This is a genomic window from Blattabacterium cuenoti, from assembly GCF_014251255.1.
Lineage (GTDB): Bacteria > Bacteroidota > Bacteroidia > Flavobacteriales > Blattabacteriaceae > Blattabacterium > Blattabacterium cuenoti_W.
This window is the reverse complement of record NZ_CP059182.1, coordinates 372461-394566: the sequence shown is the minus strand read 5'-3', so window position 1 is coordinate 394566 and position 22106 is coordinate 372461. Positions and strand designations below refer to the sequence as shown.

Here is a 22106-nt window from a genome sequence, read left to right as displayed (position 1 = left end):
TATAAAAAAAATGGAGGATAAATTTTGTTACAAGGAACCAATGAAATAATGTTAATATTAGTTTTTATCATTGGATATTTATTTATTACTCTTGAGAATATCTTATTCTTAAATAAGGTTGTTCCATCTCTTATTATGGCTTCTGTTTGTTGGTCTTTAATCATGTTTTGTAATCTTCCTGTTTTTGAATTGAACCATAAAAATTTGATTCCTTGGAACAATTCTAAAAATCATTTATTATTACTTCATTTAGGAAAAGCATCTGAAATTATTTTTTTTCTTATTGGAGCAATGTCTATTATTTCTATAATAGATGTTTTTTCTGGATTTGAATCTTTGAAAGAATTATTTTCAAATAATACAAAAAGAAAATTTTTGTGGATAATGACTTTTTTATCCTTTGTATTATCTGCAATAATAGATAATCTTACAGCAACCATTGTAATGGTTTCTCTTTTACGAAAAATTATTTCTGATTATAAAGATCGTTTATATTATTTGGGTTTTGTTATTATATCTGCTAATGCAGGAGGAGTATGGTCTCCTATTGGAGATATCACTACAACAATGTTGTGGATTTCTAATAAAGTTACTACTGTAAGACTTATCAAAGAAATATTTATTCCATCTTTTTTATGTATGTTTTCCTCTACTATAATAGGTTCTCAAATGTCTATTTTTAATGGATTTGTTCAAGTGAAAAAATCTGATTTATCTAAATCAGATTTGAAGAAAGGTTTTCTTATGTTAAATATAGGTTTGCTACTAATGTTATTGGTTCCTCTTTTTAAAACTATAACAGGAGTTCCACCATATATGGGAATGATGTTTTCTCTTGGAATATTTTGTATAGTAATAACTATTCTGAATAAAGGTTTTTCTATAGATGAAGTTTTTAGAAAAATAGACATATCTAGTGTTTTATTTTTTTTAGGAATATTGCTTTCCGTTTCAGCATTGGAATCTTTAGGAGTTTTATATAATTTATCTCAATGGATTAAAAAAATAGTTTTTACATGGAAATTAACAACATTTATATTTGGTTTTATTTCTTCTATTATAGATAACGTTCCATTGGTAGCAGCGACTATAGCTATGTTTTCTTACCCTATTGATCATGAATTTTGGCATTTTATCGCATATGTTTCTGGAGCGGGAGGAAGTCTTTTTATTATAGGATCTGCTTCTGGAGTTGCAGCTATGGGAATGGAAAAAATAGATTTTTTATGGTATCTAAAAAAAATTAGTTGGTTAGCTTTGATAGGTTATTTATCAGGATTTTTTTTCTTATTAGTAAAAAACTTTTTTTTATAAAAATTTTCTATCAATTCTCCTCCTAGATATGAAAGGGGTAAAAAAATGGGAAAAATAATAATTTTAAACCAAAATGGAAATGAACAAAAATAAATATGAATTAATACAATAAAAAACAAAATAAATCCATTTAATACTGCATAAGCTTTCTTAGCTTTCCGTACAAAAAAAGCTGTTATTATTCCTCCTAAAAAAGGACTTAATGTATAGAAAAAAATTAGAATTATAAAAAATTTAGTTGGTGCATGAATAAAAACATCTTGCAAGTTTTTTAATGGAATCAATTGGATATTATTTATAAACCATTTTTTTACTAATTTAGTAGCAATAATAATTTCAGTTATGCTGACTATTATTCCTATGAATACTGAAAATATGTTTCTGAACATTACATGATTAAAAAAAGTATTTTTTTTGTTACTTTGTTATGAATTTTAATTTCAATTAATAATTTGTCAAGTTATGCATTATTGTACAGTAAATTGGATTCCGATTAAAGAATATGAAGATATTTTATTTCTATTTTGGAAAGGAATTTCCAAAATAGAAATAAATAGACCTCATTGTCATAATGCTTTTCGTGTAGAAACAGTTAAAGAAATGATTGATGCTATAGATATATGTCGTGATAGAAGAGATATTGATGTGTTGATTATAACAGGATCTGGAGAGAAATCTTTTTGTTCTGGAGGAGATCAAAAAACAAGAGGATTAGGAGGTTATTTAGGAAAAGATGGGATTCCAAGATTAAATATTTTAGATTTCTATAAAAGAATACGAGAGTTACCAAAACCTGTTATTGCTATGGTAAATGGTTTTGCTGTAGGAGGAGGACATGTTTTACATGTAGTTTGTGATTTGACTATTGCATCAGAAAATTCAATTTTTAGTCAAGTTGGTCCTAAAGTTGGATCTTTTGATGGTGGGTTTGGATGTTCTTATTTAGCACGTCATATTGGTCAAAAAAAAACAAGAGAAATGTGGTTTTTATGTAAAGAATATTCTGCTAAAGAAGCATTAAATATGGGGTTGATAAATAAAGTTGTTCCTAAAAAACAATTAGAAAAAGTTACCATAGAATGGTGTCAGATAATACAAAAAAGAAGTCCTATGTCTTTAAGAATGATTAAACGTTGTTTAAATGCAGAATTAGATGGACAACATGGATTGATGCAATTAGCAGGAGATGCTACTTTTATGTTTTATTTAATGGATGAATCTCAAGAAGGAAAAAATGCATTTTTAGAAAAAAGAAATCCGAATTTCAAAAAATTTTCTAAACTTTTAGAAAAAAAAAAGTTATAGTTATGAAATTAAAACACTGGTGTCAAGCGGCTCGTATTCATACTTTACCTTTATCTTTTTCTGGAATAACTTTAAGTTTTTTAATTTCTATATCTAGAGGATATACAAGTAGTTTTTTAACTTATTTTTTGTGTGTTATAACTGCATTATTTTTACAAATATTAGCAAATATTTCAAATGATTATGGAGATTTTATAAAAGGTGTTGATAATTGTAAAAGAATAGGTCCAATTCATACAATTCAAAGTGGTTTTATTTCATTATTAGAGATGAAAAAAGCAGTAAGTTTTTTTTCGATTTTATCTTTTCTTTCTGGTATATTGTTAATTTTTCAGGCCATTAATAAAATTAATATTTTCGTTTTTTTGTTTTATTTAATAGGAATTTTAATTTGTATATATAGTTCATTAAAATATTCTCTTGGTAAAAATCCTTATGGATATATAGTAGGAATGGGAGATTTGTTTGTTTTAATATTTTTTGGAATTGTTTCTGTAATGGGAAGTTATTTTTTATATACTCATACTTTGACTTTGCATAATATAGATATCTTATTTCTATCTTTATCTATAGGATTATTAAGTGTTGCTGTATTAAATATTAACAACATGAGAGATATAGATAATGATTGTGAAAATGGAAAATATACAATAGCAGGAGTATTGGGAATTAAATATGCAAAAAAATACCATATTTTTTCTATTTTAATTTCTTTATTTTTTGGAGGATGTTTTACTTATTTAAATTATAAAAGTTGTTTTCAATGGATTTATTTTATCTCTATTTTTCCTTTTTTTATAAAACATATTAATAAAGTTATTTGTATTTCAAATTCGAAAGATTTTAATTTAGAATTAAAAAAATTAGTTATAATAATTTTATTTTACTCTATGAGTATAGGGTTTGGAATTCTTTCTTATTAATTATAAATTATTTATTTAAAATACAAAGGAAACATGAAAATAACTTTTTTTACTCATAGTACATATTTATTAGAAATACATGGAATTTTTTTATTAGTAGATCCTTTTTTTTCCGAAAATCCTATGTTTAAGAAACATAATATTAATTGTAATAAATGGATAAATTTTTTTAAAAAAATAGATTATATTTTATTAACACATGCTCATTATGATCATGTTTGTGATACAGAATTTTTCGCTAAAAAATTTGAATCTTTAGTCATTTCAAATTATGAAATATCTAATTTTTTTGATAATAAAGGATTAAAAACGTATGGAATCAATTACGGATCTTTTATTTCTTTTCCATTTGGAAAATTAAAATATGTTTGGGCATCTCATTCTAGTGTTTTCAATGATGGAACTTATGGAGGAAATCCTGGAGGTTTTCTTTTACATACGGATCAAGGAAATGTTTATTTATCAGGAGATACTTCTCTTACATATGAAATGAAACTTATTCCTAGTTTTGGAAATTTGAAAATTTCTGTCCTCCCCATAGGAGGAGTTTATACAATGGATGTAGAAGAAGCCATAATCGCTTCTGATTTTTTGCAATGTAATAAGATTTTAGGAGTTCATTATAATACTTTTGAAACAATTCAAATAGATAAAAAAATAGCAAAAAATAAATTTTTTGAGACTAAAAAAGAACTATTTTTATTAAATATGGGAGAAACCATATGCATATAAAATCTACATTAAAAAAATGTAAATTTTTTTTTAAAAGAAAAGTCAAAAATTCAAGTAGAATTTTTGAATATAACGTTATTTGGTTTTTAGTTGTAAAAAAAGAAAATAAAATAGGAATTGGAGAATGTAATCCATTATTGGATCAATTTGCGTTTTATGACTTAAGAAATTACGAAAAAGAATTGCAGTTTCTTTCTGAAAAGATAAATTTTTTAAAAAAAACAGAGTCTTATTATTATTCTCAATTTATTTCATATTCATCTATTTTTTTCGGATTAGAACAAGTTTTTTTAAGTTTAAAAAATAAATTTCCAATTTTATATAATTCTGATTTTACTAATGGTAAATTAGGACTTCCTATAAATAGTTTAATTTGGTTAGATTCTTCAAAAGAATCAGAAACTAAACTTTTATTCAAAAAAATTGAAAAAGAAATTTTTAAAGGATTTTCGTTTATTAAAATGAAAATAGATTCAAAATCTTTTGATCATAAATATTCTCTTTTAAAGGAGATAAAAAAAAAATATCCAAATGTAAAAATACGTGTAGATGCAAATGGTACTTTTATAAGTAAAGAAAATGCTTTATATTGTATCAATAAATTATTCGATTTAGATATCGTTCATTATATAGAGCAACCTATTTTATCTGGAAATTGGAATGAGATGTCTTTTTTATGTAAGAATTCAAAATTGCCTGTGGCATTAGATGAAGAATTAGTAACAGTTTTTAATTTAGAATTAAAAAAAAAGTTATTAGATATTATTCGTCCTCATTATATTGTTATAAAGCCAAATATATGTGGAGGTTTTGTAGGGACAAAAGAATGGATATCAGAAGCTGAAAAAAGAAAAATAGGTTACTGTATTAGTTCTTCTTTGGAAAGTAATATAGGAATCAATGCTATTTCTCAATGGACCTTTAATATTTTTTTTAGAAAAAAAAATCATTATTCCATTGTTCATGGATTAAATACAGGATATTTTTATATTAATAATTTTGATTCTCCTTTAAAAGTGGAAAAAGGATATATTTGGTATGATCCTTTGCGAAAATGGAAGATAAAAAATCTTATTCAGATGATTTAGGAGGAATATGGATTGATTTTTCTTCAAGAAACATGTTCCCCCATTTGGTTTCTAGTAATCATCCTTTGTTTTTTTTTCAAAAATCAATTCTTTCTTTTTTAAAAAATTGGTATGACTGTAATCCAGTCTTAATTGGATTTACTTCTGGAACAACAGGAATTCCTAAGAAAATTTTTTTAAGAAAAAAATATATGGTAGAATGTGCAAAAGCAACAGTAGATTTTTTAGATTTAAAAAAAAATAAAATTAAAGGATTATTATGTTTGTCTTTAGATTATATAGCAGCAAAAATGTTCTTAGTCCGTTCACTGATATTTAAGTGGAATGTGTATTGTATTCCTCCATCATCTAATCCGTTAAAAAATATTGAAGAATCTTTTGATATTTCCTCAATGGTTCCAATACAAGTTTATTCATCTTTAACAAAATTAAAAATAGAAAAAATAAAGATTCTTTTAATAGGGGGAGGACCTGTTTCTATCGATTTAGAAAAAAAATTACAAAATATTTCAACTGTTTGTTATTCTACTTATGGAATGACAGAGACATTAGGTCATATTGCTTTAAAAAAAATTAATGGATTAGATAAATCTAATTGTTATCAAGCATTCAAAGATATTTCTATTAGTATAGATAAAAGAAACTGTTTAAAAATATTTTCTCCATATTGTATGGATTCTTTTATTCAAACAAATGATATTGTTCATATAATATCTAAACATAAATTCAATTGGATTGGGAGATATGATAATATTATTAATAGTGGAGGAATAAAAGTTTTTCCTGAATTAATAGAAAAAGATCTTTTTCCATTAATTCCTTATTATAAAAGATTTTTTGTCTCTTCAATTCCTGATAAGAAACTAGGGGAAAGAATTGTATTAGTTATTGAAAGCTTTCCTTTTTCTATTCAGATTCCAAAATATCTTTTTATAGGTAAAAAAAAATTTTTTAAGCCAAAACATATCTTTTTCGTAAAAAAATTTTCAGAAAATTCATTTGATAAATTTGATAGAAAGAAAATAATAAATGAACTAATTCATAAAAAAAAAGAAATTTAAATTTTTTTGATTTTTTTTTCGAAATGAAATTTTAATAAATGAAGAAAAGATTTTGTATCTAAAAAATTATTTTCTTTTTCTTTCTTAATGTCGTTGGAAATTCTTTTATGAACAAGTTTAAATAAATCTTTAGTCATTTTTCCAGATTCTATCACTTCTATACATGTTTGTTCTATTTTTTCAGAAAAAATTTTTAAATTTTGATTTTTATCTAAAAACGCACGATGTTTCAATCCTCGTGTCCAAGAAAAAATAGAAGCTATAGGATTTGTTGATGTTTTTTCTCCTTTTTTATACAATCTGTAATGTTTTGTTATAGTTCCATGAGCCGCTTCTGTTTCTAATGTTTTTCCATCTGTAGCTAATAATGTTGAAGTCATCATTCCTAATGAACCAAATCCTTGAGCGATTGCATCCGATTGTACATCCCCATCATAATTTTTGCATGCCCATACAAATCCTCCATTTGATTTAATTACATTTGCTACCATATCGTCAATTAAACGATGTTCATAAGTAATTTTAAGATCTTTAAATTTTGATTGAAATTCTTTTTCATACAAATATTGAAAAATATCTTTATATCTTCCGTCATATGTTTTTAGAATAGTATTCTTTGTGGAAAGAAATAGAGGCCATTTTTTATAAATAGAATAGTTAAAACAAGAACGAGCAAATTCACAGATAGACTTTTCCGTATTGTATATTCCCATGGCTATTCCTGGTCCTAAAAAACGGTGTATTTCATATTTTTGAATTTTATTTTTTTTGTTATCTGGAACAAAAGAGATATACAATTTTCCTTTTTCTTTAACAAGAAAATCTATTGCATTATATTGATCCGCATGTGCATGACGTGCTATGCATATAGGTTTTATCCAATTTGGAATCAAACGAGGAATATTTTTTACAATGATAGGTTCTCTAAATAGAGTTCCATCTATCATGTTTCGAATAGTTCCATTTGGAGATTTCCATATTTTTTTTAGATGAAATTCTTTCATTCTTTCTTTATCAGGGGTAATAGTCGCACATTTTATTCCTACATTATATTTTTTTATTGCATGAGCAGCATCTATAGTGACTTGATCATTTGTCAAATCTCTATTTTTTATTCCTAGATCAAAGTAGATAATTTTTATATCTAAATAAGGAAATATGAAATATTTTTTTATATATTTCCATATAACTTTAGCCATTTCATCTCCATCTATTTCCACTATAGGACTATTTACCTTTATTTTTTTCATCATTACAAATAATAAAAATAATCTATTAATATTACATGTTTTTTTTTAAAATATTAAGTGAATAAATTCTTATATTTGTTTTTTTGAAAAAAAAATACGTTTTCACTATTAATAGGAAAGGAAATGTGATATAATTTGTTTTTTTTAATTTATCACAACATGAAAAGTGATTTTTTGTCAAAAATTAGTTAAGTAAAAATGTCAATGTCAAATAAAAATTTTGCAACAAAATTATTTGAAAATAATAAAAAAGGAAAATTTTTTTTTCCCAAAAAAAAAATATCCGAAAAGTTTGTAGAAGACTTATTTCATATTCTTTTTACACCTGATAAAAATCTTTTAGAAAATGTTTCTTTTTTTAAAGAAAAATACAAAATTTTACAAAAGAAATTAGGTTCTATTTTTTTAGAATTAAATTTTGAAGAAAAAAATGCTGAAAAACTTTCGAAAATCTTTTTCAAAGAAATTCCACATATTTATCAAACATTGATTATGGATGCTAATGCAATATTAGAATTTGATCCTGCCGCAACTGTTATAGAAGAAATATTTTTATCTTATCCTGGGTTTTTTGCTACAGCATTATATAGAATTGCTCATCAATTTTGGATTCAAAAAATTCCTATTTTACCTAGAATAATAACAGAATATGCTCATAGTAAAACAGGAGTGGACATTCATGCTTCTGCAAAAATAGGAAAAGCTTTTGTCATAGATCATGGAACTGGAATTGTAATTGGATCCAGTACGAAAATAGGAAATAAAGTGAAAATATATCAAGGAGTTACTTTAGGAGCTATATATGTAGATAAAAAATTAGCAAATCAAAAACGTCATCCTACTATAGAAGATAAAGTAACTATTTATGCTGGAGCAACAATTTTAGGAGGAGAAACCGTTATTGGTCATGATAGTGTTCTTGGAGGAAATGTATGGGTTACGCGAAGTATTCCTCCTTTTTCCATAGTATATCAAAAAAGTGAAATAAAAATGAGGAATAATAGTCCTTTTCCTGATCCTATTAATTTTATGATATAAAAAAATAAAAATGAGAGTAGAAAGCATATTAAAAACTATTGGGAATACACCTCATGTCCATCTTCATCGTTTATTTCCTACTCATAAGGTATGGATAAAATTGGAAAAAAATAATCCTGGAGGGAGCATTAAAGATAGAATTGCATTATCTATGATTGAAGATGCAGAAAATAAAGGAATTATTAGAAAAGGAGATCTTATCATAGAACCTACTTCTGGAAATACAGGAGTGGGATTAGCGATGGTCTCTGCTGTGAAAGGTTATCGTCTTATTTTAGTGATGCCGGAGTCTATGAGTCTTGAAAGAAGAAAACTTTTTTCTATTTTTGGAGCAAAATTTGTTCTTACTCCGAGAGAAGAAGGAATGAGAGGAGCTATTAAAAAAGCAGAAGAGTTGATCAACTCTATTCCTAATTCTTGGATGCCAAGACAGTTTGACAATATTTCTAATCCAAATATTCATAAGGATACAACTGCGAAGGAAATTATTAATTCTTTTCCAGAAGGAATAGATTATTTGATTACGGGAGTCGGAACTGGAGGACATATAACTGGAGTAGCAGAAGTATTGAAAAAAAAATTTCCAACTATAAAAATTTTTTCTGTAGAACCAGTGGAATCTCCAGTTATATTTGGAGGAAAAAGTGGAACTCATTCTTTACAAGGGTTAGGAGCTGGATTTATTCCTTCTATTCTAAATGTTAAAATTTTAGATGGATCTCTTTTAGTATCTAAAGAAGAAGCATTTAATTTTGTGAGAAAAATAGCGATAAAGGAAGGAATTTTTGTAGGAATTTCTACAGGAGCTTCTCTTTCCGCTATAGAAAAACAACTTCCTAATATTTCTAATAATTCTATAATTCTTACATTTAATTATGATACTGGAGAAAGGTATTTATCAGTGGAAAATCTTTTTGAAGTTTAGAATAAATAAAAAATGTTTTTTTACAAGGGAAAAGAAAAAAATAGTGAAAAAGTAAATGGAATAATTTTAAATAATATTCTTTTAAATAAAGAAAAAGAAAAGAGAAAAAAATATTCTAAAGAATACCATCATATTGAAATATCAATGGATAAAAAATTGGATTATTCTCCGGGAGATTCTATAGCAATAATTGCTGAAAATTCTTTAGATGAAGTTTTTGATCTTATGGATTTTTTTCAAAAAAAAAATTTTTTTTTTGAAAAAAATGAAAAAGATGTGATGTTGAATTTATTTCAAAAACAATTGAATATAGTTTCTCTATCTCTAAACATGCTGAAAAAATATTCTTTTTTATCAGAAAAAATTGTTGTTCCTCTTAATAATGACGATAGAAATAGAAAATGGAATCTTATTGATCTTTTAAAAAAATTTCCTATCAAAAAAAAAATTCATTTGAGAGATTTGATTCAAATTATGGATCCTATAAAACCTAGATTGTATTCTATTTCTTCCTCTCCTATTGTTCACAATGATGAAATACATATTACAGTGTTACGTCATCGTTTTTTTCAAAAAAATGGAAAAAGAAAATATGGATTTTGTTCCAATTTTCTTTCTAAACTAAAAAAAGGAGATCCATTATCTTTTTTTGTTTGCAACAATCGCGTATTTAAATTACCAAAAGAATCAAATAAGGATATAATCCTCATTTGTTCTGGAACAGGGATCGCTCCTTTTCGTTCTTTTTTATATGAAAGAGAAGTTCATAAAAATTCTGGAAAAAATTGGCTTTTTTTTGGAAATCAACATTTTGAAACTGATTTTCTTTATAAAAAAGAAATTCAAAATTGGAAAAAAAATGGAGTACTCAATTATGTGAATCTTTCTTTTTCAAGAGATCAAGAGACAAAAGTTTATGTGCAAGATAAAATATGGGAAAATCGTGAAAAATTATTTTCATGGATAAAAAATGGTGCATATATATATATTTGTGGAAAAAAAAATCCTATGAGTATTGATGTAGAAAAAACACTATTCCGTATAACAAAAGAAAAATTAGGAGAATTTGATTCAAAAGTATTTATAAAAAAAATTAAAAAAGATGGACGTTATTTAAAAGATGTATATTGAAATTTTATTCAAAAAAAATTCAATTGAATTTTTTTTGAATAAAAAGAATTTTATCAACAATATTCTTAGCTATTTTATATTTTGATTCTTTTGTCCATCCAGCAATGTGTGGTGTTAATATCACTTTTTCAGAAAGAATAAGTTGTAAAAAATTTTTAGGAAGTTTTCTATCTCTAAAAAAATCTTCAAAAGAAGATTTTTCATATTCTAATACATCTAAACATGCTCCATATATTTTTCCATTTTTTAATGCACTAATTAAATGATCAGTAAGAACACATCCTCCACGAGAAGTGTTCACAAAATAAAAAGGCTTACAAAAATTTTTTATAAAATTTTTGTTTATCATTCCCTTTGTCTTCCTTGTATAAGGAACATGTAGACTAATTATATCAGATTTTGTAAAAATTGTTTTCATATCTACTTGCTTTGCATAACCATCTCCTACTTTTGGAAGAATATCGTAACATAAAGTTATAGTTTCAAATCCTGAAAGTTTTTTAGCAAAAGCTTTTCCCGTATTTCCATATCCAATAATTCCTATTGTTTTTCCCATTATCTCTTTTCCTATATTAGATTCTCTATTCCATTTTCCCATTCTAATTTCTTGATTAGAACGAATAACATTATTCATTAGACATAAAAGCATGGCTATAGCATGTTCTGCTACAGAATCTTTGTTTCCTTCTGGAGATGAAATTAATGTGATTCCTTTTTTTAAAGCATAATCTTTATCTATGTTTTCTATCCCGGATCCAACTCTAGCTATAAATTTTAAATTTATAGCTTTTTCAATAAATTTATTATCTATTATTAAACGACTTCTTAAAATAATCCCATCATATAAATAGATATTATTCATAATTTTTTCTATAGGATCATAATAGTTTTCATCACAAATAAATTCTTCCTTCCTTAGTTTAGAGACAATAAAAGGATGATTTTTGTCTAAAATCAATATTCTTTTTATCATAAGAACAATATAATCTAATTAAATAGAGATTTTATTTATCGTAATCTTTATTTTTTTCAGTATTTAAATTTTCATCAAAATTTATAATTTCTTCTTTTTCATTTTCTTTTTCATTTTCTTTTTCATTTTCTTTTTCATTTTCTTTTTCATTTTCTTTTTCATTTTCTTTTTCATTTTCTTTTTCATCAGAAAAATTTTCATTGCAATGATCCCAATGATATTGATAATTTTTTGGTTTATGAAAAAATAATTTTTCATGATAAATGAAACTCTTATTTTTATATAAGCTTTTCATATAATAGGCCCATATAGGTAATGCCATATTCGCTCCTTGTCCGAGTTTAATACTCTCAAAATGAGCAAATCTATCTTCCCATCCAACCCAAATTCCTGTAGTTAAATTAGGAATCATTCCTATAAACCATCCATCTGAATTATCATTACTTGTTCCAGTTTTTCCCGCTATATCCACTCCAAAAAGATTATATTTATTTAATAATCTTCTAGCGGTTCCATATTGTACTACTCCTTGCATTAATTTTAACATTATATATGCAACTTCTTCACTAAAGACTTGTCTTCTACTAATATCTATATGATCTTTTATCAATTTTCCGTATCCATCTTCTATTTTAACTAAAATACTAGGTTTTACGTAAACTCCATAATTGGTAAATGTATTAAAAGCTCCTGTCATTTCATATAATGTTAAATCTGCAGATCCAAGAGCAATTGATGGATTTTTAGGGATCATAGATTCTATTCCCATTTTTCGTGCTAACCTAATAACTGGCACAGGTGTCATTTGTGATATAAGTCTAGCAGAAATAGTATTGACAGATTGTGCTAATCCATCTTTTAATGTGAGAAATCCTCCATATTTTCCATTTGAATTTCTAGGACACCATTTTCCTAAATGGAATTTTTCATTTGAAATTTTTGTACAAGGAGTATAATGTAATTCATTAATAGCTGTAGCATACAAAATAGGTTTGAAAACAGAACCAATTTGACGTTGCGTTTTTGCAACATGATCATATTGAAAATAATTAAAATCTATTCCCCCGACCCATGCTTTAATATAACCAGTGGAAGATTCTATAGACAACAAACCAGCTTGAATAATACTTTTTTGATAACGGATGAAATCCCATGTAGACATTAAAACTTTTTTTTCTCCATTCCAAGTAAACAGTTTTATATATTTTTTTTTTTTAAATTCTTCTCTAATTTTTTCTTCCGTTATTCCTTTTTGTTTGAGATCTTGATAAAATTGTGTTCTATGCATAGCAGATGTAAGAATTCTTTTTGTTTTTTCTGGAGAAATATTTAAAAATGGAGCATTTTTATTTTTTTTTTGAAAACTATTAAATAAAATTTGTAGTTGACTAAGATGTTTTTTAACAGCTTTTTCTGCATAATCTTGCATTTTTGCATCAATAGATGTATATATTTTTAATCCACTAGAATAAAGATCTAGTTTTTTTCCAGTTTTTTTTTCATAGTCATCTAATGCATCTTGAATTTCCTTTTTCAAAAAATCTCCATAATAAGTCAATAACTCAAAATCTTTTTTTTGTATTTTAAAATTTATTTTTATAGGTTTTTTTAACTCTTTTTTGTATCTATACATGTTTAAAAAATCATATTTATTCATTTGATGCAAAACCAAGTTTCTTTGTTTTTTAGCTCTATTAGGATACATTTTCGGATTATACAAAGAAGGATTTTCTAACATTCCAACTAATGTGGCGCATTCTCCTAAGTTTAATTCAGAAGTAGTTTTATTAAAATAAGTATGAGCTGCGGTTTCAATCCCTTTGGCATTATATAAAAAATCAAATTTATTACAATACATAGTAATAATCTCTTCTTTTGTATAACGTTTTTCTAATTCAACTGCCATGACCCATTCTAAAAGTTTTTGATGGATTCTTTGCAATTTATTTTTTGCAGATGTTCTTGTAAAAAGAAGTTTTGCTAATTGTTGAGATATGGTACTTCCTCCTCCTCTTTTTCCAAAAGAAATAATAGCTCTAAGAATTGACTTTACATCTATTCCAGAATGAGATTTGAAACGAATATCTTCTTTTGCTATAAGAGCATTAACAAGATCTTTTGGAAGTTGTTTATAAGTAATTAATGTTCTATTTTCCGAGAAAAATTTTCCAAGTAAGAGCCCATTGGTATCATAGACTTCTGATCCCACTGCCATTGTAGGTTTTTCTATATCTTTAGTACTGGGCAAAGAACCTAAGTATCCTTTAGATGCAGCATAAAAAATTGTAAAAAGGATACTAATCCCTAAAAAGAAGAATAACCAAAAATAAAAAAGAAGCATACGAAAATAAAAACTGATTTTTGGATTTTTTTTATACACGTATAAAAATTATTTATATTTTATTTTGCATATTTATTTATCAAATAATAAAGTTATATTTATATGTTGTTATAATATGTTAATTCTGTTTGATGAATAGAATCATTAATTGTTGATAATTTCTCCAATGAAGGAGCTATTTGATTGTTTTTATTTTTTTTTAAAATATCCTTTATTTTTTTTTTTTCTATTTTAAACCAGGTATTTGGATTTTTAATGTAAGAGTACCACATTTTTTTTTTGAAAACATCAATTTTCATACATTGTGCTATCCCTTTTTCTGTGTATATTTTTTCGTTAATATCTGGAAAATCTTTTATTTCGGATAAATAGACATCCAATTCATAGTTAAGACAACATTTTAATTTGTTACATTGTCCAGTTAATTTTTCCATATTGATTGAAAGTTGTTGATATCTTGCTGAATTAGTATTGACACTTTTAAAAGTTTTCAACCAAGTAGAACAGCAAAGTTCACGACCGCAAGATCCTATTTCTCCAATTTTCGCTGCTTCTTGTCTATATCCTATCTGACGCATTTCTATACGTATACGAAATGTTGAAGCGAATTTTTTAATCAATTTTCTGAAATCAATTCTGTTTTCTGCTGTATAATAAAATGTAACTTTTTTTCCATCCCCTTGATACTCGACATCACAAATTTTCATAGAAAGATTTAAATTTTTTGCAATTTTTCTAGCCTGAAAAAGACTTTTTAACTCTTTTTTTTTGTAAAAATTCCATATATCTATTTCTTTATCTGTTGATTTTCTATATATTTTTTTTTTTAAGGAATTTAAAGAAATATTTTTATTACGTATTTGTAATTTTACCAATTCTCCAGTTATGGTTACCACTCCAACATCATATCCACCAAATTTAGATTCTACAGTAACAAAATCTCCTTTTCTAAGGAGGAGATTTTGTTTCTTATAAAAGAATTCTTTTCTATCATTTTTAAATTGAACTTCCACTAGATTATGATTATGATCTAAAAAACCAAAAGGACTTTGTATATTAGATAACCAATCCATTACGTCAAATTTTATAAAACATTGTTTCCTTTTATTTTTTTTGTCACTACATCCATTTTTTTTTAAACAACTATAACATAATTTTTCCATTATTATTGAGTTTACAAAAACAAAAATAAAACTTTTCTTCTGCTTCTTATTTTATGAGAATAATTTATATTATGTCTAATCGATCATTTTCATTTTATGGAGAAAAAAATTGCTGTTTTTCCTGGTTCTTTTGATCCTATAACTTTAGGGCATTATGATATTATTATTAGATCTTTAAATTTATTTGATAAAATAATTATAGTTATTGGAAAGAATTATGAAAAAAAAAATATGTTTTCTTTTAAAAAAAGAAAAGAATGGATTCAAAAAACTTTTATAGGAGTTTCTAAAATAGAAATAGATACATGTCAAGGTCTTATGATTTCTTTTTGTAAAAAAAAACAGGCTAAATTTTTGTTAAGAGGAATTAGAAATCAATTAGATTTTGAATTTGAAAAAAATATGTATTATGCTAATAGGGAATTAGAGAAAGAGAGAAAGAATTGTATTGAAACAGTGTTTATTCTTTCTTCTTATAGCAAATCTCATATTAGTTCTTGTATTGTAAGAGATATCATAAGAAATGGTGGTGATTATACTGTTTTTGTTCCTCCTTCCGTAAGAATTTAAATTTCTTTTATATCCAATCAAGAGTTATTTGTTTTTTTTCTATATTTGCATCAATTAGTTTGACTTTCACTTTATCTCCTAAAGAGTAAATTTTCCTTTTTTTTTTACCTATTATGGTACAATTCTTTTGATTAAGAATATATGTATCCTCTTTAATATCACGCAATCGTACCATCCCTTCAGTTTGAAATAATAATAAATCAATATAAACACTCCAATCTGTAAATCCTGTAATAATCCCGTAAAATTCTTTACCTATGTGATATTTTTTTAAGTATTTTACTTGTAAAAATTTAGAAAATTCTCTTTCAATATCGATTGCTATACGTTCTTTATAACTACAATGTTTAGATTGCTCTTCATAAAAATCTACAGATTTTGATTTGCATTTTTTTTTATTTAAATAATAATGTAATAGACGATGTGCTATTATATCTGAATACCTTCTTATAGGCGAAGTAAAATGAGTGTAATAAAGGAAAGATAAACCATAATGTCCTATGTTTTTTGTGGAGTATTTTGCTTTACTCATGGAACGTAAAATCAAATTTTCAATTATATTTTTTTCTGGTTTTTCTTTAATTTTTTTCAAAATATGATTAATAGACGTTTTTAGGTTTTTTACATCTAATATGTAGCCTAAAGGCTCTATTATTTTTTTTAGAAGAAAAATTTTTTTAGAGTCTGGTTTATCGTGGACTCTATAAATATATGTTTTTTGAGAAGGGGTTCCATCAGAATTTAAACTGACGAATTCTGAAATTTTTTTATTAGCTAGCAACATGAATTCTTCTATTAAAGAATGAGCTTCATTGTTTTTTTCTAAACATAATTTAGTTGGATTTTTTTTTTCATCTAGATGGAATTTTATTTCTATTTTATCTAAAAAAATAGCTCCATTATTTAATCTTTTTTTAGTAAAAATTTTAGAGAAAAATAATAAAGTAGAAATTTCCTCATAAAAATCTCCTTTTTTATTATCTATAATTTTTTGTACTTCTTCATATGTAAATCTTCTATTAGATCGTATAATTGTTTTTCCAATCCAGCTTTTTAATATTTTCCCTTTTCTATTTATGTTAAAAATGAATGAAAAACTGAGTTTTTCTTTTTCTGGATGTAAAGAACAAATATCATTGGATAATATTTTTGGAAGCATGGGAATGACTCCACCTACAAAATAAATAGATGTAGCACGTGTATATGCTTCTTTATCTAACAAACTGCCTTCTTTTACATAATGTGATACATCCGCAATATGGATTCCTATTTCCCAAATATTGGGTTCTAATTTTTTAATGGAAAGTGCATCATCGAAATCTTTTGCATCAATAGGATCTATAGTAAAAGTATTGACATTACGCATATCTTTTCTTGTATTGAAATCTGAATCTTTTGTTGAAAGAATTTTTTTTGCTTCTTTTTCTATTTTTTTAGGGAATTTATCTGGAATTTCATGTTCTTCTAGTAAAGAATCAAGTTCTGTTTTATGTTCTCCTGAGAATCCAAAAACTTTTATTATTTCTCCCAAAGGATTATTGTAATCTTTTGGCCATGAGACTATTCTCACTAATACTTTTTCATTATGAAAATGTCCTTTTAATTTATTATTTGGAATATGAATGTTGACGTGAATAGTTTTATTATAAATTATGACTGATCCATATTTAGAATATGGTTTAATTTTCAATATTCCAATAAAATTTTTTCTTTTTCTTTTGATAACTTTTAAGACTTCTCCTTCTATTCTTTTTTTCTTTTTATTTTTAAAATAACCAAAATGATTTTTGAATTTTATTTTCACTAAATCTCCTTCTAAAGCTCTATTTGTTTTTTTTTTAGGAATAAAAATATCTTTTTGGAATTCATTGACATTTACAAAAGCATATCCATAGCTAGTTATATTTATAAATCCAGTAGTGAAATTATTATGAATTTTTTTCTTTTTATATTTCATGTTTTTAATAAAAATGCATATCAATAATTAGTAAATGTAGTAAACGATTCGTTTTTTTTTTGTATTATCAAATATCAAAAAAATATTTAGTATACAAGAATTTATATATAATAAATAAAAGAAATGATAAAGACATTTTACTCATATATTATTCAATACAGTATTGGATATTATTTATTATATTTGCAACGATCCGTTTTTTTGCTATATATATATCAAAATATAAAAAAAATAACCCTAAGATGACAGGTAAACGTATATTATATGTTTCTTCAGATTTATTTCCTTTTTCTTCAGAAAATGCAATTTCTTTATCCGTTTTTAAGGTAACCAAGTTTATGCAAACTATTGGAAATGATGTACGTATTTTTATGCCAAGATTTGGAGTAATAAACGAACGAAGACATCAACTACATGAAGTGATTCGTTTATCAGGAATGAATTTAATTATTAATGATATAGATCAACCTTTATTGATTAAAGTGGCATCTATTCCTGATGCTAAATTGCAAGTTTATTTTATAGATAACGAAGAATATTTTAAAAGAAAGGCAATATATGAAGATGAAAATGGAATTTTTTTTCATGATAATGATGAAAGAGCTTTATTTTTTACTAAAGGAGTTTTAGAAGCTGTAAAAAAATTAAATTGGATTCCTGACATTATTCATATATATGGATGGATTAGTTCTTTGATTCCACTATATATTAAAAAATTTTACAAAAATGATCCTATTTATCATAATGCAAAAATAGTTGTATCTATATACAATAAACCTTTTAAAGGATCTTTGAATGAAGATCTTATTAAAAAGATTAAATTTGATGGAATTAAATCTAAAAAAATAAAATTATTAGAGAATCCAAATTATTTCAATTTGATTAAATTATGTATGGATTTTTCCGATGCTATAATAAAAGGAGATCTTTTTTTTCCAAAAGAAATAGAAGATTATATAAAAAATAACAAGTTGTTAGTGTTAAAATATTATCCTGTAGAAAAAATAGAAACTGTTTATCAACAATTTTATAAAGAAACTGTTTTAGAGAAAATTGATTAATATTCAATTCTAAATTTATTTTTTCTTTTTTTTTTAATAATTATCAGTTAGAAGAATGTGTGGTATAATTGGTTATTTGGGATATAGAGAAGCATATCCTATTCTGATCAATGGATTAAAAAAATTGGAGTATCGTGGATATGATAGTTCTGGAATAGCCATTTTTTGTAAAAATGGATATCGATTATATAAATCGAAGGGAAAAGTTAATGAATTGAAGAAAAAAATTTTTTCTCCTCACAAAATTAAAGGAACAACAGGAATAGGACATACTAGATGGGCGACACATGGAATTCCAGATGATGTTAATGCACATCCTCATGTTTCTAATTCTAATGAACTTATTTTAATTCACAATGGAATTATAGAAAATTATCATGCAATCAAAATTATTTTACTAAAAAATGGTTTTACTTTTAAAAGTAAAACAGATACAGAAGTTCTTGTCAATTTAATTGAATATATTCAGAAAAAAAATAAGTTATCTTTAGAAGAAGCAGTTCGAATTTCTTTAACTGAAATAGTTGGAGCATATTCTATTGCTGTAGTAGAAAAATCTCATCCAGAAAGAATTGTTATTGCAAAATTAGGAAGTCCTCTTGCATTAGGGATTAATGAAAGAGAATTTTTTATTGCATCTGATCCTATTCCTTTTTTGGATTACACAAAAAATGTTCTTTATTTAAAAGATGGAGAAATGGCAATTCTTAGTAAGAATAAAGAATTAGATCTTCGTAAGATTTTGGATAATCATAAACTTAGTCCAATTATTAAAGAACTTCAAATCAATTTAAAAGAAATTGAAAAAGGAGAATATAAATATTTTATGTTAAAAGAAATTTATGAACAACCAAGAACTATTTTGGATACTTTACGTGGAAGATTATCCATAACAGATGGATTTATTTGCATTAATGGAATTGAGTTTAACAAAGATATTTTTGTTAATGCAAAATGTATTACTATAGTTGCATGTGGAACTTCATGGCATGCCAGTTTAATTGGGGAATATTTATTGGAAGAACTTACACGTATTCCTGTGGAAGTAGAATATGCTTCTGAATTTAGATATAGAAATCCTATTTTAGAAAAAGAAGACATTGTTATTGTTATTTCTCAGTCTGGGGAGACTGCAGATACTTTGGCCGCTTTGAATTTAGCAAAAAAAAAAGGAGCTTTTGTTTTTGGAATTTGTAATGTTGTGGGATCATCTATTGCAAGAAATGTAGATGCAGGAGCCTATACACATGCAGGACCAGAGATTGGAGTTGCTTCTACAAAAGCTTTTACTGCGCAAATAACAGTTCTTGTTTTATTAGCCTTGAAAATAGGAAAAGAAAGATTGTCTATTACAGAAAGTCGTTATAATTCTTTGTGTCAAGAACTTAGATCTATTCCAGAAAAAGTTAATAAAACGTTGAAAATAGATGAAGATTCTATAAAAGAAATATCTAAAATATATTCCAATGTAAATAATTTTCTTTATTTAGGAAGAGGAATCAATTTTCCAGTAGCTTTGGAAGGAGCCTTAAAATTAAAAGAAATTTCATATATTCATGCAGAAGGATATCCTGCCGCTGAAATGAAACATGGTCCTATTGCTTTAATAGATGAAAATATGCCAGTAGTTATTATTGCAACAAAAAAAGGATGTTATGAAAAAATAATAGGAAATATTCAGGAAATTAAAGCAAGAAAGGGGAAAATTATAGCCATAGTCAATGAGGGAGATATTCAAGCAAGTATGTTAGCGGATCATGTGATAAAGGTTCCAAATATTTCAGAAGAACTTAGTCCATTAGTAACTGTAATTCCTCTTCAATTGTTGGCATATCAAATAGCTTTTATAAGAGGAGAAAATATAGATCAACCAAGAAATTTAGCTAAATCCGTAACAGTAGAGTAATCAATCAATCATATTCAGGTTAATTATATTCTTTTATATATTTTTCTAGAGCCATAGACATAGAAGGGAATTCTGGAGTGGGGACTTTGATAGCAATTTTCAATCCTGCTTTAGCAGCAGCGTCCAAAGTATTTTTTCCAAAAGTTGCAATTTTTATATTATTTTGATCAAAATTTGGAAAATTTTCAAATAAAGATTTGATACATGCTGGACTAAAAAAAACTAATATATCGTAATATATAATATGTTTCAAATCAGAAAGATCACTAGAAGAAGTTTTGTATAAAATAGCTCTTTTCCATGAAATATTTAATTTCAATAACATATTTGGTATTTCTGGTTTCAATATGTCTGAAGAAGGCAAAAGGAATTTTTCTTTTGAATGTTTTTTTATATAGGGAAGCAAGTCTTTAAAAGATTTTTTTCCAATATGGATTTTTCTTTTTCTATAGATGATATATTTTTGAAGATAGTAAGCTATTGCTTCTGTTTGACATACGTATTTCATAGAAGGAGGAACCTTGAAACGCATAGATTTTGCAAGTCTGAAATAGTGGTCTACGGAATTTTTGCTTATGAAAAGAACCACTGTAAAATCAGAAAAATTAATTTTTTGTTTTCTAACATCACTAGATGATGCTCCTTTTACTTCTATGAAAGATCTAAAATCTATTTTTACATTTTTATTTTTACTTAATTTTAAGTATGGAGAATCTAAACCCGTTAAAGGATGTGAAATGAGAATATTATTTATCTTTATCATTTATTTCATCTTTTGATTTTTTTTAACAAAAAAATTAATAATTATTAAATTTGCAAATTTACAGAAAATATATAAAAAAAATTGTGATAAAAACAAATTTAAGAAGGAAAAAAAATAAAGGCACAGAGCGGAATCGAACCGCTATAAAAGGTTTTGCAGACCTCTGCCTTTCCACTCGGCCACAGTGCCATACTACAGTAATTAATTAATGATATTTTTGTCTTCTAAAAAAATACAGACTCTGTCTACACTACTTTGCAATGGAGGATTTTCTTTACAAATTTTTATTTTGGTGTGTTTTATCAAGTCTGTTCTATATTTTTTTATTCTTTGAATTATTCTTTGAGCTAAATGTTCTAATAACTTGGAATTAATAGCCATTTCTTCTTTTATAATACGATATAAATCTACATAATTTATGGTTTTTGATAAATCATCATTTATAGATGCTTTATAAAAATCTAATTCTATTTCTAGATTTATTGTATAGTAAGAACCTACATATGCTTCCTCAGGCATACATCCGTGAAAACCAAATAGTTTTATGTTTTCTAAGATAATTTTTCCCACTTTTATCTTTTAATCTTAATTAAGGAATAAGGAAT

At 25.3% G+C, this 22106-nt stretch carries 20 protein-coding genes and 1 tRNA gene; 12 read left to right on the top strand and 9 right to left on the bottom strand.

The features are described from left to right. The first annotated feature begins 48 nt into the window (after positions 1-48). Positions 49-1314, top strand: a complete 1266-nt coding sequence (gene nhaD, locus H0H77_RS01820; protein WP_185851860.1) for a sodium:proton antiporter NhaD — start codon at positions 49-51, stop codon at positions 1312-1314. Here the strand turns inward: nhaD and H0H77_RS01815 are convergent. Next, the gene (locus tag H0H77_RS01815) at positions 1266-1703 is read right to left on the bottom strand and encodes a hypothetical protein (protein WP_185851379.1); all 438 of its coding nucleotides are present in this window, start codon (positions 1701-1703) and stop codon (positions 1266-1268) included. The two genes, nhaD and H0H77_RS01815, sit on opposite strands and share 49 nt — an antisense overlap. A 73-nt stretch (positions 1704-1776) precedes the next feature. Between H0H77_RS01815 and menB the strand changes: the two genes are divergently transcribed. The 5 genes from menB to H0H77_RS01790 are packed head-to-tail and all read left to right on the top strand — an operon-like array spanning position 1777 to position 6423. Beyond that, complete coding sequence (menB, locus tag H0H77_RS01810; protein WP_185851378.1) at positions 1777-2619, top strand: 1,4-dihydroxy-2-naphthoyl-CoA synthase; 843 nt, start codon at positions 1777-1779, stop codon at positions 2617-2619. A gap of 2 nt (positions 2620-2621) precedes the next feature. Continuing rightward, positions 2622-3542 carry a 1,4-dihydroxy-2-naphthoate octaprenyltransferase gene (gene menA, locus H0H77_RS01805; protein WP_185851377.1) on the top strand — a complete coding sequence of 307 codons (921 nt, stop codon included), beginning with the start codon at positions 2622-2624 and terminating at the stop codon, positions 3540-3542. Between the two features lie 33 nt (positions 3543-3575). Continuing rightward, positions 3576-4274 carry a metal-dependent hydrolase gene (locus tag H0H77_RS01800; protein WP_185851376.1) on the top strand — a complete coding sequence of 233 codons (699 nt, stop codon included), beginning with the start codon at positions 3576-3578 and terminating at the stop codon, positions 4272-4274. Continuing rightward, the gene (locus H0H77_RS01795) at positions 4265-5362 is read left to right on the top strand and encodes an enolase C-terminal domain-like protein (RefSeq protein WP_185851375.1); all 1098 of its coding nucleotides are present in this window, start codon (positions 4265-4267) and stop codon (positions 5360-5362) included. Before H0H77_RS01800 ends, H0H77_RS01795 begins: the two co-directional genes overlap by 10 nt. Next, a complete protein-coding gene (locus H0H77_RS01790) occupies positions 5329-6423 on the top strand; it encodes an AMP-binding protein (protein WP_185851374.1) in 1095 nt (364 codons plus the stop codon). The genes H0H77_RS01795 and H0H77_RS01790 overlap by 34 nt, the downstream gene beginning before the upstream one ends. Here H0H77_RS01790 and H0H77_RS01785 read toward each other — a convergent pair. Beyond that, positions 6420-7673 carry an NADP-dependent isocitrate dehydrogenase gene (locus H0H77_RS01785; protein WP_185851373.1) on the bottom strand — a complete coding sequence of 418 codons (1254 nt, stop codon included), beginning with the start codon at positions 7671-7673 and terminating at the stop codon, positions 6420-6422. The genes H0H77_RS01790 and H0H77_RS01785 overlap by 4 nt on opposite strands. Before the next feature lie 204 nt (positions 7674-7877). Here H0H77_RS01785 and H0H77_RS01780 point away from each other — a divergent pair, with 204 nt between their 5' ends. Genes H0H77_RS01780 through H0H77_RS01770 form a run of 3 tightly spaced genes read left to right on the top strand, consistent with a single transcriptional unit; the run spans position 7878 to position 10767 of the window. Continuing rightward, a complete protein-coding gene (locus tag H0H77_RS01780; RefSeq protein ID WP_185851372.1) occupies positions 7878-8711 on the top strand; it encodes a serine O-acetyltransferase in 834 nt (277 codons plus the stop codon). 10 nt (positions 8712-8721) lie between these two features. Further along, positions 8722-9636, top strand: coding sequence for a cysteine synthase A (cysK, locus tag H0H77_RS01775; RefSeq protein WP_185851371.1), 915 nt, complete (start codon positions 8722-8724; stop codon positions 9634-9636). A gap of 12 nt (positions 9637-9648) precedes the next feature. After that, on the top strand, positions 9649-10767 hold the full coding sequence (locus H0H77_RS01770; protein ID WP_185851370.1) for a flavodoxin domain-containing protein: 1119 nt from the start codon (positions 9649-9651) through the stop codon (positions 10765-10767). Positions 10768-10786: 19 nt separating this feature from the next. Here the strand turns inward: H0H77_RS01770 and H0H77_RS01765 are convergent, their stop codons facing one another. From H0H77_RS01765 to H0H77_RS01755, 3 genes are all read right to left on the bottom strand, one after another. Next, the gene (locus H0H77_RS01765; protein WP_185851369.1) at positions 10787-11740 is read right to left on the bottom strand and encodes a 2-hydroxyacid dehydrogenase; all 954 of its coding nucleotides are present in this window, start codon (positions 11738-11740) and stop codon (positions 10787-10789) included. A 31-nt stretch (positions 11741-11771) separates the two neighbouring features. Next, positions 11772-14081: a transglycosylase domain-containing protein gene (locus tag H0H77_RS01760; RefSeq protein WP_185851368.1), complete on the bottom strand. Its 2310-nt coding sequence runs from the start codon at positions 14079-14081 to the stop codon at positions 11772-11774. Between the two features lie 98 nt (positions 14082-14179). After that, complete coding sequence (locus H0H77_RS01755) at positions 14180-15244, bottom strand: PSP1 domain-containing protein (RefSeq protein ID WP_185851367.1); 1065 nt, start codon at positions 15242-15244, stop codon at positions 14180-14182. 96 nt (positions 15245-15340) lie between these two features. Between H0H77_RS01755 and coaD the strand changes: the two genes are divergently transcribed. Continuing rightward, on the top strand, positions 15341-15814 hold the full coding sequence (gene coaD, locus H0H77_RS01750) for a pantetheine-phosphate adenylyltransferase (protein WP_185851366.1): 474 nt from the start codon (positions 15341-15343) through the stop codon (positions 15812-15814). A 7-nt stretch (positions 15815-15821) separates the two neighbouring features. Here the strand turns inward: coaD and rnr are convergent, their stop codons facing one another. Further along, positions 15822-17771: a ribonuclease R gene (gene rnr, locus H0H77_RS01745; RefSeq protein WP_185851365.1), complete on the bottom strand. Its 1950-nt coding sequence runs from the start codon at positions 17769-17771 to the stop codon at positions 15822-15824. Between the two features lie 242 nt (positions 17772-18013). On the opposite strand from rnr, the gene H0H77_RS01740 reads away from it, so the two are divergent. Together H0H77_RS01740 and glmS are read left to right on the top strand one after the other, a co-directional pair. Beyond that, positions 18014-18832, top strand: a complete 819-nt coding sequence (locus H0H77_RS01740) for a glycogen/starch synthase (RefSeq protein ID WP_185851364.1) — start codon at positions 18014-18016, stop codon at positions 18830-18832. A gap of 55 nt (positions 18833-18887) precedes the next feature. After that, positions 18888-20738: a glutamine--fructose-6-phosphate transaminase (isomerizing) gene (gene glmS / locus H0H77_RS01735; protein WP_185851363.1), complete on the top strand. Its 1851-nt coding sequence runs from the start codon at positions 18888-18890 to the stop codon at positions 20736-20738. 19 nt (positions 20739-20757) lie between these two features. Here glmS and H0H77_RS01730 read toward each other — a convergent pair whose 3' ends face one another. From H0H77_RS01730 to folB, 3 genes are all read right to left on the bottom strand, one after another. Further along, on the bottom strand, positions 20758-21498 hold the full coding sequence (locus H0H77_RS01730) for a uroporphyrinogen-III synthase (protein ID WP_185851859.1): 741 nt from the start codon (positions 21496-21498) through the stop codon (positions 20758-20760). 121 nt (positions 21499-21619) lie between these two features. Further along, positions 21620-21690, bottom strand: a tRNA-Cys gene (locus H0H77_RS01725). A 12-nt stretch (positions 21691-21702) separates the two neighbouring features. Next, on the bottom strand, positions 21703-22071 hold the full coding sequence (gene folB, locus H0H77_RS01720; protein ID WP_185851362.1) for a dihydroneopterin aldolase: 369 nt from the start codon (positions 22069-22071) through the stop codon (positions 21703-21705). Between the last annotated feature and the right edge of the window lie 35 nt (positions 22072-22106).

What these genes read in the sequence shown, in the direction of transcription:
- nhaD (WP_185851860.1), top strand. Translation starts at nt 49, where the DNA reads ATGTTAATATTAGTTTTTATCATTGGATATTTATTTATTACTCTTGAG.
- H0H77_RS01815 (WP_185851379.1), bottom strand. Translation starts at nt 1,703, where the DNA reads ATGTTCAGAAACATATTTTCAGTATTCATAGGAATAATAGTCAGCATA.
- menB (WP_185851378.1), top strand. Translation starts at nt 1,777, where the DNA reads ATGCATTATTGTACAGTAAATTGGATTCCGATTAAAGAATATGAAGAT.
- menA (WP_185851377.1), top strand. Translation starts at nt 2,622, where the DNA reads ATGAAATTAAAACACTGGTGTCAAGCGGCTCGTATTCATACTTTACCT.
- H0H77_RS01800 (WP_185851376.1), top strand. Translation starts at nt 3,576, where the DNA reads ATGAAAATAACTTTTTTTACTCATAGTACATATTTATTAGAAATACAT.
- H0H77_RS01795 (WP_185851375.1), top strand. Translation starts at nt 4,265, where the DNA reads ATGCATATAAAATCTACATTAAAAAAATGTAAATTTTTTTTTAAAAGA.
- H0H77_RS01790 (WP_185851374.1), top strand. Translation starts at nt 5,329, where the DNA reads ATGGAAGATAAAAAATCTTATTCAGATGATTTAGGAGGAATATGGATT.
- H0H77_RS01785 (WP_185851373.1), bottom strand. Translation starts at nt 7,673, where the DNA reads ATGAAAAAAATAAAGGTAAATAGTCCTATAGTGGAAATAGATGGAGAT.
- H0H77_RS01780 (WP_185851372.1), top strand. Translation starts at nt 7,878, where the DNA reads ATGTCAAATAAAAATTTTGCAACAAAATTATTTGAAAATAATAAAAAA.
- cysK (WP_185851371.1), top strand. Translation starts at nt 8,722, where the DNA reads ATGAGAGTAGAAAGCATATTAAAAACTATTGGGAATACACCTCATGTC.
- H0H77_RS01770 (WP_185851370.1), top strand. Translation starts at nt 9,649, where the DNA reads ATGTTTTTTTACAAGGGAAAAGAAAAAAATAGTGAAAAAGTAAATGGA.
- H0H77_RS01765 (WP_185851369.1), bottom strand. Translation starts at nt 11,740, where the DNA reads ATGATAAAAAGAATATTGATTTTAGACAAAAATCATCCTTTTATTGTC.
- H0H77_RS01760 (WP_185851368.1), bottom strand. Translation starts at nt 14,081, where the DNA reads ATGCTTCTTTTTTATTTTTGGTTATTCTTCTTTTTAGGGATTAGTATC.
- H0H77_RS01755 (WP_185851367.1), bottom strand. Translation starts at nt 15,244, where the DNA reads ATGGAAAAATTATGTTATAGTTGTTTAAAAAAAAATGGATGTAGTGAC.
- coaD (WP_185851366.1), top strand. Translation starts at nt 15,341, where the DNA reads ATGGAGAAAAAAATTGCTGTTTTTCCTGGTTCTTTTGATCCTATAACT.
- rnr (WP_185851365.1), bottom strand. Translation starts at nt 17,771, where the DNA reads ATGAAATATAAAAAGAAAAAAATTCATAATAATTTCACTACTGGATTT.
- H0H77_RS01740 (WP_185851364.1), top strand. Translation starts at nt 18,014, where the DNA reads ATGACAGGTAAACGTATATTATATGTTTCTTCAGATTTATTTCCTTTT.
- glmS (WP_185851363.1), top strand. Translation starts at nt 18,888, where the DNA reads ATGTGTGGTATAATTGGTTATTTGGGATATAGAGAAGCATATCCTATT.